This window comes from Arthrobacter sp. ZBG10 (assembly GCF_001238605.1).
Taxonomy (GTDB): Bacteria; Actinomycetota; Actinomycetes; order Actinomycetales; family Micrococcaceae; genus Arthrobacter.
This window is the reverse complement of record NZ_LFQH01000019.1, coordinates 1-12839: the sequence shown is the minus strand read 5'-3', so window position 1 is coordinate 12839 and position 12839 is coordinate 1. Positions and strand designations below refer to the sequence as shown.

Sequence of the window (12839 nt, the reverse complement as noted above, 5' to 3'; positions counted from 1 at the left end):
TCGGCCATGCCGCGCTTCACGCGGTTGCTGCCCGTGACGCTGTTCGCGGACGAACCGGCCCCGTTGCTTACATCAGGTGTAGACACAAAAACCCCTATGGGTAGATAGATGACCTTCGCCGGGTGTGCAGGCGGCCTTCGACGCACCTGCCGGACACACGGATTGCCGGATCCATTGATCGGGCAGAGCTAATACTAGTCCCACCACCGCTGGCCGGCTTAATCAGGTAACGGCTATGTTAATCGGCCGGTGAGGGTTCGGCGAAGGCCTGCCGGCGGACCGAAACCACCCGCTGGATGACTGTCACCAGGCTGGCCGCAGCGAGCAGGAGCAGCGTCACCAGCAGCACCACCGCTGGCAGGCCCAGGCCGGTGAAACCGGTCACCACCAGCACCGACACGAGGCGCTCCGCACGTTCGGCGATTCCTGTGTTCGCGGTGAAGCCCAGCGACTCGGCTTTGGCACGGGCATAGGAGACCACCATGCCCAGGACCAGGCAGACGACGGCGGCCACGGCGATTGGCGTATTCCCACCGCCGGTGAAGAACCAGACCGCCACCCCGGCAAAGAGCGCACCATCAGCCACGCGGTCCAGGGTGGAGTCCAGGAAGTTGCCCCACCGGCCCCCGGTTTCCTGCATCCTGGCCATGATGCCGTCCAGGACGTCGGAGAAAATGAAGGCGGTGATGAACAGCGTGCCCCACCAGAGCTGTCCCAGTGGATAAAACACCAGGGCACCCGCCACCACGCCCGCGGTGCCAATGACGGTTACCGCATCCGGGGAAACACCAATTCGAAGGAGCCAGCGGGCAAACGGGGTGAACAACGCGGTAAAGAACCCGCGGGCATGCCTGTTAAGCATCCGTCTCCCCGGGCCAGGCATCGGCCACCTGCTGGCGGACCTCGTCCAGCGTCTGGGTGATGGCTTTGGTCTGGGCGATGATGGGGAAGAAGTTCCCGTCGCCACCCCAGCGCGGCACAATGTGCTGATGCAGGTGGGCGGCGATTCCCGCGCCGCCCACCACACCCTGGTTCATGCCGAGGTTAAAGCCGCCGGGGTTGGACACCTTACGCAGCACCCGCATGGCCGTCTGGGTGAGGTCGGCGAATTCCGCTGTCTCCTCAACCGTCAAATCGGTGTAGTCCGGGATGTGCCGGTACGGGCACACCAGCAGGTGGCCCGGGTTGTATGGGAAAAGGTTAAGCACCACGTAGCAGGTCCGGCCCCGGTACACAATCAGGGATTCCTGGTCGCTGCGGCCGGGACCCACACAGAACGGGCAGTCGTTCTCGCCCTTGAACTGATGCTGGCCACCCTTGATGTAGGCCATCCGGTGCGGAGTCCACAGACGCTGGAAGGCATCCGGGACACCGGCGAGGTCGAAGTCGTCCGTCACTGCGGCATCACCGGGGTACCCGGCGCCTGTGTTCTCCTGCACGGTGCTGTTCCGTTCCCTTAGCTGGTCCGGTTACGGACGGCTTCCGTGATCCGCTTGACGGCTTCCGCGACCGGCACACCGTTGTCCTGGCTTCCGTCGCGGAAGCGGAATGAGACGGCCCCGGCATCGGCGTCGTCACCGCCGGCGATGAGCACAAACGGGATCTTGTCCTTGCTGGCGGTGCGGATCTTCTTCGGGAAGCGGTCGGAGGATGTATCCACCTCGGCCCGGATACCGGCCGCCTTCAGCTGGTCGACGACGTCGAACATGTATTCGTTGAACGTTTCCGCCACGGGGATGCCCACCACCTGGACCGGCGCGAGCCAGGCCGGGAACGCGCCGGCGTAGTGTTCGGTCAGCACGCCCATAAACCGTTCGATGGAACCGAAGAGCGCCCGGTGGATCATCACGGGACGCTGGCGGGTGCCGTCCGCGGCCTGGAATTCCAGTTCGAAGCGCTCCGGAAGGTTGAAGTCCAGCTGGATCGTGGACATCTGCCAGGTGCGGCCCAGCGCGTCTTTGGCCTGCACGGAGATCTTGGGGCCGTAGAAGGCTGCGCCTCCCGGATCCGGGACCAGGTCCAGCCCGGACTCCTGGGCCACCTCGGCGAGGGTCCTGGTGGCTTCTTCCCAGGTGTCGTCGTCGCCCACGTACTTGACGGGGTCCTTGGTGGACAGTTCCAGGTAGAAGTCGTTCAGGCCGTAATCCTTGAGCAGCCCAAGAACGAAGGTGAGCGTTTTGGTGAGCTCTTCCTTCATCTGTTCGCGGGTGCAGTAGATGTGGGCATCGTCCTGGGTCATGCCGCGTACCCGGGTGAGGCCGTGCACCACCCCGGACTTTTCGTACCGGTACACGGAGCCGAATTCGAAGAGCCGCAGCGGCAGTTCCCGGTAGGAGCGGCCGCGGGAGCGGAAGATCAGGTTGTGCATGGGGCAGTTCATCGGCTTCAGGTAATAGTCCTGGCCGGGCTTGCGCACGGTGCCGTCCTCGTTGAGTTCGGCGTCCACGTGCATGGCCGGGAACATGCCGTCCTTGTACCAGTCCAGGTGCCCGGAGACTTCGTAGAGGTGGCCCTTGGTGATGTGCGGGGTGTAGACAAACTCGTAGCCGGCTTCCACATGGCGCTGGCGGGAGTAGTCCTCCATCTCCTTGCGGATGATGCCGCCCTTGGGGTGGAAGACCGGCAGGCCCGAACCCAGTTCGTCCGGGAAGGAGAACAGGTCAAGCTCGACGCCGAGCTTCCGGTGGTCGCGCCGTTCGGCTTCGGCGATGCGCTCCTGGTAGGCCTTCAGGTCGTCCTTGGTGGGCCAGGCCGTGCCGTAGATCCGCTGGAGCTGCTGGTTTTTCTGGTCACCCAGCCAGTAGGCGGAGGACGAGCGGGTCAGCGCGAACGCATTGGAAATGAGTTTGGTGTTGGGCAGGTGCGGGCCGCGGCACAGGTCGCACCAGACGGTGGTGCCTTCCTTGCGTTCAACATTGTCGTAGATGGTGATCTCGCCGGCACCCACCTCGACGTTCACGCCTTCGCCTGCGTCTGCGGCGTCGTTTTCCTTGCCCAGCAGTTCGAGTTTGTAGGGCTCGTTTTTCATGGCTTCGCGGGCTTCGTCCTCGGTGACCACACGGCGGACGAACTTTTGGTTCTGGTTGACGATCTTGAGCATCATCTTCTCGAGGGTCTTGAGGTCCTCGGGGGTGAAGGGCTCGGCCACGTCGAAGTCGAAATAGAAACCGTCCGTGATGTACGGGCCGATGCCCAGCTTGGCGTCGGGGCGCAGCTGCTGGACGGCCTGGGCCATCACGTGGGCGGTGGAGTGGCGGAGCACGTCCAGGCCGTCGGGGGAATCGATGGTGACGGCTTCGATGCTGGCACCGTTGGGGAGTTCCTGGTCCAGGTCCTTCAGGACGCCGTCGACACGGGCAACAACCACCTCGCGGCGTTCAAAAAAGAGCTCCGCACCGGTTGTCCCGGTAGTCACCTTGGTCTCTTCGCCATCGACGATGAGGGTGATCTGCTGGGCATCTGACACGGGTGTCTCCTATTCAAAGTTGTAGGCTTCATAGCTTGTGGCATACGGGGACCACAGCCAGCCACCGTCAATGCTATCGGTTCCGCGGGGGGCCACCAACGCGGCACACTCGGGCATCAGCCGCTGAATCCAGTGATGGCCAGCGTGCGGCTGATGCCGTCCAGGGGATGTTCCACGTCAGTGCCGGGCCTGTTGGGGTCCGGGAAGGGCAACGATTCCGGCTGCCCCAGGTCCCAGGCCATGCTGGCGCTCAGGCTGATTCCGCGGGGGCCCGTGCGCCGGGTGGTGCCGCGGATCAGCAGCAGCCGGGTGCCAAAAAGGAGCAGCCCGGCGTTTTCCTGCGCCTCGTGGAAAAACACCGAATCGATGCAGCCGGTGCCGTCGTCGATGCTGATGAACACCACCCGCTTGCCGCCGCGCATCGGCGGGGTCTGGGTGGCGATCCGCACGCCCGCAACCAGGACCTCCGTGCCGTTACGCAGCGACAGCAGCTTGTCTGCTGTGGTCACGCCCAGCCTGTCCAGCATGGGCCGGTGGCTGTCCATCAGGTGGCTGCTGACGTCCATGGCCATCAGGTCGAGTTCTGCCCGGACGTTTTCCACCAGGGTGGGTGCAGGCAGGCCGGGTTTGATGTTCTGCAGTTCCACGTCCCCCAAGGGCAACGCAAGCTGTCCTTCCAGGACTTCGATGCCCTTCCGGGTTCCTTTGCCCTGCATCTGCTGCAGGTGGTGCACCAGGTCGGCCCGGTTGGCTGTTCCGCCGGCTTCTCGGTGCAGGAAATCGAACGCGCCAAGCTGCGCCAGCCGTTTGATGGTGGGTTTGCTGACCCGGGACCGGGCCCTCAGGTCGGCGAGGGAGTCAAAGGGCTGCCCCGCCACGATCCTTTTAAGTTCGGTGGCTGACAACCCGTAGATCCCGTTCAGGCTCAGTCGGATGCCCAGTTTCCCGGCGTCCTTTCCGGCGTCGACCCGCTCCACCCGGTATTGGGCACCGCTGCGGTTGATGTCCAAAGGCAGGATGGGAATGCCAAGGCGCCGGGCTTCCGCCACCAGCAGCCGCTTGGGATACATCCCGGGATCGTGCTCCCACAATCCTGCCAGGAAGGCCTCGGGGTGGTGGGCTTTCAGCCAGGCGGACTGGTAGGTGGGCACGGCGAAGGCCGCCCCGTGGGCCTTACAGAAGCCAAAGCTGCCGAAGGCCTTCAGCGTTCCCCAGACCTTGTCCACCACCTCCGGGGTGTAGTTGCGTTCCCTGGCCGCTTTGCGGAAGAAGGCCTCCACCAGGGGTTCTTTAGCTTCGTTACCCAGGGCACGGCGGAATTCGTCGGCTTTCGCCAACCCGCAATGGGTCATGACGTTAAAGGTCTTCAGGATCTGTTCGTGGAACACGGTGACCCCATGCGTTTCGGCGAGCACGGGTTTCAGGTCCGGATGGGGGTACACCTCCGGGGCGAACCCATGCCGGTGCTCCAGGAACGGCCGCACCATGTCCGACTTCATGGGACCTGGCCGGAACAGTGAAATGTCGATGATGAGGTCGTTGAATTCCCGGGGCGCCATTTTGCCGATCAGCTCACGCTGGCCCGGCGATTCGATCTGGAAGCATCCCAGCGTATGGGTGCTCCTGATCAGCTCGAAGGTGGCCTCATCGTCCAGGGGAACGGCGTTCAGGTCAATGGCGCCGTCAGCGGCGATGTAGTCGGGTCCAGCCCCGTCCGGGCCTACCGGGTGGCTGCCGGCAGCCACCACCTGGGTTTTGGAGGGGTGGATGCGGATGATTTCCCGGACAGCGAAAGCCATGGCGCTTTGCATCCGGACCCCCAGGACATCAAGTTTGAGCATGCCCATGGGGTCCATGTCGTGCTTGTCGAACTGGCTCATGGGAAGGCCCAGCCCACTGGGTTGGACAGGGGTGCGGTCCAGCAGGGTGGCATCCCCCAGGATCACTCCGCAGGGGTGCATGGAGATGTGCCGCGGCAGCCGGTCCAGGCGTTCCGTCAGGTCAACCAGGAGATCCAGCTGCTGGTTTCCGTCCGTGTCCCGCTGTTCAACCCGGCCTGCGAACTGGCGCAGCTCGGGTTTCTCCTGCAGCGCTTCCCGGAATTTCCGGGCGGAGAAACGCCACAGCTGTTTGGCGATTTCGCCCACTTCGCCATCGTCCATTCCCAAGGCCAAGCCGGCGTCCCGGACGGCGCCCCTGGCCCGGTATCCGTTCTGCATGCTCATGAGGGTGACCCGTTCCGAGCCGAACCGTTTGAAGATCCGGTGGTAGACGTTGTGCCGTTCAGCGCTTTCGACGTCGATGTCAATGTCCGGGAGGGTGGCGCGGTCCCGGGACAGGAAGCGTTCAAAGATGAGATCGTGCTGGAGCGGGTTCACCTGGCTCACATCGATCAGGTAGTTGACCAGGCTCGAGGCCCCGGACCCGCGCGCAGCGGCCCGGACCCCCATGTCCTGGATCATCCGGGAAACCTCCGCCACGGTGAGGAAATAGGCGGAGAAGCCGAGGTTGCTGATGATGACCAGCTCGTGCTCCAGCCGGGTTTTCATCTCGGCCTCCTGGCTGCCGGCAATGCCGGGGAACCGTCGGGTAATTCCGGCCTCGCAGCGTTGGACCAGTTCGGTATGCGGGTGCTGGCTGATGCCAAGGACCGAGGCCTCAGGGACCACCGGCTGCTTCCATCCCATGTCCGTGTGCGGATCCATCCGGCACCGATCGGCGAGCGCCTCGGTTTGTGCCATCAGCTGTGTGAGGTCCGCTGTCCCGAAGCCCGCGGCGGCAATGACTTCCTTGCCCAGGCGGAGCATCTGCTCCCCCGTTTTGAGCCAACCCTGGCCTGTGGGTTGCAGGGTGGGTTCAGCCGCCAGCTCGGGGAGGGATTTGAGGGTCCGGGCAGAGTCCAGCACATCAGCGGTGGGTGCACCGTCAGCGCCGCAGTAACGCACCGCGTTGGTCAGGATGGCCGGGACGTGGTGTTCCTCCGCGAGCCTGAGCATCCGCACGGCATGTGCTGTGCTGAGGGGCATGCCCGGGGTGCTGAGCTGGGTGACAATCTCGGTAACCACAGTTCCGGCCGGCATGGCATCGAGCCAGGCTTTGAAGAGTGTGCGGGGTCGGAGGTACCGCCTGCCGCCCATGGCCCGTCCCACATCCGAGTCGGGACCGATCAGTACAGTCAGGACGGGTTTGAGGGTCAAAGGGTCCAGGGTGCGTGAAGCCAGTTCCGCCCGGGTGACGGCGACAGGAACCGCTCCCCCGGCTTTTCCGGACGTGCGGGCATGGGCGTCCGAGACCAGCCGGCACAGGGCCCGGTACCCGGCGCCGTTATTGTAGCCCCGGGCCAGGACCACCACCCGTCCCGCCACCTGGGTGCGGTGGTCGCCTTCGTCATCAAAGACGGCGAGGTCCACCCCCACGATGGCATCCAGGCCTTCAGCCATGCATGCCCTGAGGTGCTTGATGGTTCCGTAGAGCCCGTCCCGGTCGGTGCAGGCGAGCGCGGTGGCCCCGTCAGCCTTGGCAGCCTGTGCCAGTTCCTCCGGCCATGACACCCCGTAGTGGGCACTGAAGGCGGTGGAAACGTGTAAATGCGTAAAGCTCATGCTGTTTTGGGACCCGAGGTGTCGTTGAGGCGCAGGGCATCGTGGATACGGAGGAGCCGCCATCGGCCACTGGCGGCGTGCCGGGTGAGGTCGAGGGTGAGCGGTTCCATTGGAACAGGAGTGCTTTTCCCGGCGGGCGGGACGGGAACCACCTGGATCCGCCAGATTTCGTGATCCACCATCCCCGGCCCGCTGCCCAACGGGACGCGGCTTTCCTCAGCCCACCACTGGCGCCGTTCATACCAGCGGACTGATTCGGCGCAGACGGAATAGGAGCGTCCGGACCACAGGACGCTTTCCGGCTGGCCGTCCGCCGAGCAGGCTACGTCCACGGATTCGCTGAACAAGCCCATGGTGCCTCCTGACCCGCAGATTCGATTTATTCGAATACGTGTTCGAATAATCCAATCCTACGCTCCCCCATGGCCAAAACATAGGCAGGGTGGACGGACCGGGCGGCAGGGAGCAGGATGGTGCCATGAGCACCCATGACGCACTCCTCAAGCAGGTCAGCATCGAAGCCCAGGACGCCACTTTGGTGGCCACCTTCGAGGTGGAGGGCAATATCCCGGGTTCCGGCGCCTATGTGGTGGGGCTGGTGGCGGCCAGTCCTGACTACTCTTCCCAGCGGCGGCTGGGCATTGAATTCATGAACGGCGAACCCATCGCGTTCTACTCGTTCAGCCATGAACAGGGCACTGAGGAGAACTACGACCTGGCCGGGGTGTCCCATTCAGGCAGCAGCATTACCGGCAACTTCCCCATGGCTGCGGTCCACGGCCTGGGCAAAGGCCATGTGATGTCCGCCTTCAGCGACGCTGACGGGCGCGAATTCCAATCGGGGGTTCCGGTCCGGGAGGCACTCTGATATATGCCGCAGTCCACCCCGTTGCGCTATCACTTATGGTCCCCAAAAGCCGATTTGGGGACCATAAGTGATAGGACAACGCAGGGGGTGGGGCAGGCAGGTGAAGCGGGCAGCTGACCGGAAGGGTCAGCTGCTTTCCTTGTGGACACGCATTTCGAGTTCGATGAACCCGGAAATCATGGCGCGGTACGTGGACTCAACGATGTCCGGATCGATGTCCTTGCGTTCCGCTGCGGTACGGACGTGTTCGATGATCCGTTCAACGCGGCCCGGCGCCCGGACCTCCGCGTCATCACCCTTCAGCGTTCCGGCGATGCGGATCAGCCGTTCGCGGCGGGCGATGAGGGTGACAATCTGGTCATCCACTTCGTCTACGGCAATCCGGACGGCAGCGAGCTGTTCCTTGTCGGCGAGGGCATCCCGGTCGTTTCCTTGAATTGTTGCCATGCTCCGAGGGTACCCAAGCATGCCCTCGGGAGTCGACTTCCCCCACGGATCAGGCGCAGCCGGGTAACGCCGCACGTATGACAAAACCCCCACCCCACCAGCAGGTATATTCTCCGTATGCATCTCCACGACGCAATCCCGTGGAGGTAAAAATATTGGGGGGAAGCAATGAGAATATTCCGGCGTGTCATCATGCCCATCGCCTGGCTGGTGGTTTTTGCAGTCATTGCCGTGGCATTGGTGAAGATCGCATTCGTGGACGGGCTCAGGGCCGAACCGGCCCTCGCCGGTCCTGCCGCCACCATCGCCACACCGGTGTTCCAGGCAAGCCGCACCACCGTCACAAACCGGGTGGAAGTCGAAGCAACGGTCCAGAGCGACGCCGCGGCCGATGTCCGCAACACGGTCGCAGGCACCGTCAACCACGTGTTCCTCGAACCCGGCGCACCCGTACGCAACGGCGACCCGCTGTTCCAGGTGCGCAGCGAGGTGCAGCCGGAGGCAGGCACTGCGCCGGCAGCCGCCGCACCGGCCGGGGGAAACGCGGAGCAGGACTCTGCACCGGCGATGCCGGCCGCCGCGAAGCCCACGTACACCTACACCAACGTGCTGGCTGCTTCCACCGGGGTGCTGAAGACCCTTACCGTCATCATCGACCAGCAGGTCAGTGTGGGCGAGGTTGCGGGCACTGTGGATCCGGGCACTTTCACCGTCAGCGGCACCGTAGACGCTGCCCAGCAGTACCGGCTGCTGGCCAAACCAGGTTCAGCGGAGATCAGCGTGATTGGCGGTCCCGCCCCCTTCAGCTGCGCCGACCCTGTCCTGACCAGCATCGCCGCTGCGTCCGAGGGGTCCGGCTCCGGTGGCACCGCAGGGGTTGCCCGCTCTGTTGCCGCAGCCATCATGCCGGTGCCGGGTAACGGGGCGCCCGCGGCCGGGGGTGCCGCCACCGGCCGGCTGAGCTGCCCTGTTCCTGCGGACATCACCGTTTTCGCCGGGCTCGGCGCCACCATGACGGTCACAGCCGGCGAATCCGTGAACGTCATCGCCGTCCCGTTGACGGCCGTCCGGGGCACTGTCGCTGATGGCATCGTCTGGATGGCCGCCCCGGCCCCCGAAGGTGCGGCAAACGGTGCTGCCAACGGCACTGCAACCGGCGCCGACGCCGCAGCACCGCCCGCAGCCGAACCGGAACAACGCACCGTCAAGCTGGGGCTCAACGACGGCGCCATGGTGGAGGTGGTCTCCGGCCTGGCCGAAGGCGACGCCATCCTGGAGTTCGTCCCCGGCGCACCCGGCCAGCCCGACGCCGGCATTCCCGGCGCTTACCCCATGGGCGGCTGAGCGTGGCTGAAGAACTGATTGACCTGGCCGGCGTCACCCGTTCGGTGTTGCTTCCGGACGATCAGGAGCTGCACATCCTCCGTGGGATCACCCTGAGCATCTGCAGCGGTGACCACACGGCCATCATCGGCCGCTCCGGCTGCGGAAAATCAACGCTGCTGAACCTGCTGGGGTTGCTGGACCTGCCTACTGCCGGTGAGCTGACGTTTATGGGCGTCCCGGCCCGGCAACTCAGCGGCAATGCCCGGGCCAGGCTGCGCGGCAGCTCCGTTGGCTTTGTGTTCCAGCAATTCAATCTCCTTCCCGGCCGAAGTGCCCTGGAGAACGTGGTCACCCCGTTGATGTACGCCACGGGCCGGGATTTCTGGAAACGCAGGGAACTGGCCATGGACATGCTGGACCGGGTGGGCCTGTCCCACCGCGCCGGCACCCATCCCGCCCTTTTGTCCGGCGGTGAGCAGCAGCGCGTGGCGATTGCCCGGGCGCTGGTCCGGCGGCCGCGGCTGATCCTCGCCGACGAACCGACGGGGGCGCTCGACGTCGATACCGGCCAGGCGGTCATGGCGCTCCTTGACACCGTGGCGACGGAGTCGGGTGCGGCTTTGGTGACCATCACCCACGACGTTAACGTCGCGGCGCTGGCCAGGTCCTGCTACCGCCTCGACCAGGGCGTCCTGTCCGCCCTTTCCGTCCCTGCGGCGGCAACGGCATGACCGGCGTTGTCTCTGCCCTGCTGGAAGCCTGGCAGGAGCTTCGAATCAACAAAACCCGCATCCTGCTGGCCCTGGTGGGGGTGGCGCTTTCCGTTGCGGCCCTGACATCGGTGGTGGGCGTGGGCAACCTGGCACGGGAGGGCCTGACGGCGAATTCCGAGCGGAACGGCGGCCGCTCCGCCACGTTGGGTGTTGGGGTGTACGGCCCCACGGCTCCGGACGCGGCGACGCTCACCGCCGCCTACCAAGGCATCGTGGCCCGGTACGGAATCGATTACTACACCTCGGTGGACCAGGCCGAAAACGGCTTCCAGTTCCCCACCGGAGTGCGCAGGGTCCAGTTGCAGGTGGTGGACCCCGGGTACGGAACCATCCACCGCCTCACCTTGGAACAGGGCGGCTGGTTCACTGCGGGGGACGAAACCCGCCTGGCGCCGGCCGTGGTGGTCAATGAGGCGTTCTACAACCTGGCCGGCAGGCCCAACCTCACCACCAACCCCGGCGTGGGAATCCTGGGCGAGGGCCCGGCAACGGCCGTCATCATCGGCGTGGTCCCGGACGACTGGGAGCAGGCACCGCCGTCGGCCTTCATCCTTAGTGCAGCCGCTGCCGCCGCGGACATTCCGCTCAGCGGGTCCGGGCAGTTCAAGTTCTGGGTGGGACAGGAGCAGGCTGAGCCGTTGAAGGCCGCCATCGCCTCCGATCTTCAGGCGCAGTTCCCCGGCATGCATATCCAGGTGGACAGGGCGGACTACGCCAGCCAGGGCGACCCGTTTGCGGTGGTCCAGCTTGCCGTGGGCGGCATCGCCGGCCTGGTCCTCCTGCTGGGGGCCGTGGGGATGCTCAATATCTCCATGGTCACGGTCCGCTACCGGGTGCGGGAAATCGGCATCCGGCGCAGCTTCGGAGCCAGTTCGCACCGCATTTTTGTGGGCGTCATGATGGAGTCCGTGGTGGCCACCGCCTTTGCGGGCGTGCTGGGCGTGATGGTGGCGGTGGCCGTGGTCAAAAACCCCTGGGTGGAAAAAGCCATAGCGCCCGGGCTGAGTACCTATCCGCCGTTCCCGGTGGACGCCGCACTGCTGGGCCTGGGCTCAGCCGTCCTGGTGGGGGCCCTTGCGGGAGCGGTTCCGGCGCTGGTGGCCGTGCGCGTCAAAGTCATTGACGCCATCCGCTTCTAGCCTAAAAGAGCGCTTCAACGGGCCGGATCAGTTCCGGCCCGTTGTTGCGGACATTGCCCACGGCGGTCCCCACGGAGTCGACCTGCCAGTCCGCCGCCACATCCACGACGCCGGCCCGCACCAGGTCCACGAGCCCTGCGGCGTCGGTGGCGTCCGGCTCCAGCCAGGCGTCCATGGTTTCGGCGCTCATGGGCAGCGGCACCCTGTCGTGCAGCGCCGTCAGCTTCCCGAACACCGTGGACTCGCTGCCGGGAGGCGGCGTGTCAGCGGTCAGGATGGAGGTGGTTAGCAGCCACTGGCCCGGCTCCCCCGCCGGAACGGACGGATCCTTCCACCATTCATACAGTCCGGCGAACACCAGGCCCCTGCCCTCGCCAGGGTGGACGTAGTACGGCTGCTTGGCCTTGCCCGTGCCCTGCTTCCACTCGTAGTACCCGTCGGCGGGGACAGCGCAGCGGCGCGATTTGACCGCCTTGCGGAACGCGGGCTTTTCCAGCACGGTTTCGCTGCGGGCGTTGATCATCCGGGAGCCGATGCCGGGGTCCTTGGCCCAGGACGGCACCAGGCCCCAGCGCGCCACATGCAGCTGGCGCACCTGCCGGGGCGCCGCATCATCGTCCTTGATGCGGTCCAGGACAATGGGGACGGCGTCGGTGGGCGCAACATTCCACGACGGCGGGATGCTCACCTCATCCTCCAGCTCGGCGTCGAACTCCGCCAGCAGGTCCCCCACTGCCCGTGCCATCACATAGCGTCCACACATTGGACCAGCATGCCATCGGGGGCTGCCGGTGTCATCCTGCACCGGAGCCGGCCGGATCCCCTGGGGAATATGCTGGAACGCGCTGCCGTTGACGGGAGCAGGACCCTGACAGAGGCCACAACACAACGCTTAGGAGAATTCCTTGGACTTCACCCCCGAATCCGGCACGATCACCATGTTCTCCACCACCTGGTGCGGCTACTGCAACCGGCTCAAGAAGCAGCTGGACGCGCAGGGCATCGGCTACACCGAAATCAACATCGAGGAAGTGGACGGCACCGCCGAACTCGTCGAACAGCTCAACGGCGGGAACCGGACGGTCCCCACGGTCCTGTTCCCGGACGGCACCGCGGCCACCAACCCTTCCGCGGCGGAGGTCCGGACCCGCCTGGCGGCCTGAACGCACCACGGCGGCCGGGCGCACCGGCCTCATGTGATAGACAGAACGGGACCAA

General features: G+C 65.3%; 12 protein-coding genes. 5 read left to right on the top strand and 7 right to left on the bottom strand.

The genetic code is table 11. The features are described 5' to 3' along the window. Window positions 1–238 precede the first annotated feature (238 nt). From pgsA to ACU18_RS04970, 5 genes are all read right to left on the bottom strand, one after another. On the bottom strand, window positions 239–862 hold the full coding sequence (gene pgsA, locus ACU18_RS04990; RefSeq protein WP_050684431.1) for a phosphatidylinositol phosphate synthase: 624 nt from the start codon (window positions 860–862) through the stop codon (window positions 239–241). Further along, window positions 855–1439, bottom strand: a complete 585-nt coding sequence (locus ACU18_RS04985) for an HIT family protein (protein WP_050684430.1) — start codon at window positions 1437–1439, stop codon at window positions 855–857. The genes pgsA and ACU18_RS04985 overlap by 8 nt, the downstream gene beginning before the upstream one ends. Window positions 1440–1456: 17 nt before the next feature. After that, window positions 1457–3466, bottom strand: coding sequence for a threonine--tRNA ligase (thrS, locus tag ACU18_RS04980; RefSeq protein WP_050684429.1), 2010 nt, complete (start codon window positions 3464–3466; stop codon window positions 1457–1459). Between the two features lie 116 nt (window positions 3467–3582). Beyond that, window positions 3583–7068: a DNA polymerase III subunit alpha gene (locus tag ACU18_RS04975; protein ID WP_050684428.1), complete on the bottom strand. Its 3486-nt coding sequence runs from the start codon at window positions 7066–7068 to the stop codon at window positions 3583–3585. Then, window positions 7065–7421, bottom strand: a complete 357-nt coding sequence (locus tag ACU18_RS04970) for a DUF6504 family protein (protein ID WP_050684427.1) — start codon at window positions 7419–7421, stop codon at window positions 7065–7067. The genes ACU18_RS04975 and ACU18_RS04970 overlap by 4 nt, the downstream gene beginning before the upstream one ends. A 125-nt stretch (window positions 7422–7546) precedes the next feature. Between ACU18_RS04970 and ACU18_RS04965 the strand changes: the two genes are divergently transcribed. Next, window positions 7547–7936, top strand: a complete 390-nt coding sequence (locus ACU18_RS04965) for a hypothetical protein (protein ID WP_050684426.1) — start codon at window positions 7547–7549, stop codon at window positions 7934–7936. A 126-nt stretch (window positions 7937–8062) separates the two neighbouring features. Here ACU18_RS04965 and ACU18_RS04960 read toward each other — a convergent pair whose 3' ends face one another. Beyond that, window positions 8063–8383: a chorismate mutase gene (locus ACU18_RS04960; protein ID WP_050684425.1), complete on the bottom strand. Its 321-nt coding sequence runs from the start codon at window positions 8381–8383 to the stop codon at window positions 8063–8065. A 168-nt stretch (window positions 8384–8551) separates the two neighbouring features. Between ACU18_RS04960 and ACU18_RS04955 the strand changes: the two genes are divergently transcribed. From ACU18_RS04955 to ACU18_RS04945, 3 genes are read left to right on the top strand one after another with little or no spacing between them, the layout of a single operon-like run. Further along, on the top strand, window positions 8552–9727 hold the full coding sequence (locus ACU18_RS04955) for a hypothetical protein (protein WP_157407569.1): 1176 nt from the start codon (window positions 8552–8554) through the stop codon (window positions 9725–9727). A 2-nt stretch (window positions 9728–9729) separates the two neighbouring features. Continuing rightward, window positions 9730–10440 (top strand): ABC transporter ATP-binding protein, encoded by a 711-nt coding sequence (locus ACU18_RS04950; RefSeq protein ID WP_231686005.1) that lies wholly within the window; start codon window positions 9730–9732, stop codon window positions 10438–10440. Beyond that, a complete protein-coding gene (locus ACU18_RS04945) occupies window positions 10437–11621 on the top strand; it encodes an ABC transporter permease (RefSeq protein ID WP_050684423.1) in 1185 nt (394 codons plus the stop codon). Before ACU18_RS04950 ends, ACU18_RS04945 begins: the two co-directional genes overlap by 4 nt. 1 nt (window position 11622) lies before the next feature. Here ACU18_RS04945 and ACU18_RS04940 read toward each other — a convergent pair whose 3' ends face one another. Continuing rightward, window positions 11623–12384 carry an SOS response-associated peptidase gene (locus tag ACU18_RS04940; RefSeq protein ID WP_082178192.1) on the bottom strand — a complete coding sequence of 254 codons (762 nt, stop codon included), beginning with the start codon at window positions 12382–12384 and terminating at the stop codon, window positions 11623–11625. A 142-nt stretch (window positions 12385–12526) separates the two neighbouring features. On the opposite strand from ACU18_RS04940, the gene ACU18_RS04935 reads away from it, so the two are divergent. Further along, window positions 12527–12784 (top strand): mycoredoxin, encoded by a 258-nt coding sequence (locus tag ACU18_RS04935; RefSeq protein WP_050684421.1) that lies wholly within the window; start codon window positions 12527–12529, stop codon window positions 12782–12784. Window positions 12785–12839 lie beyond the last annotated feature (55 nt).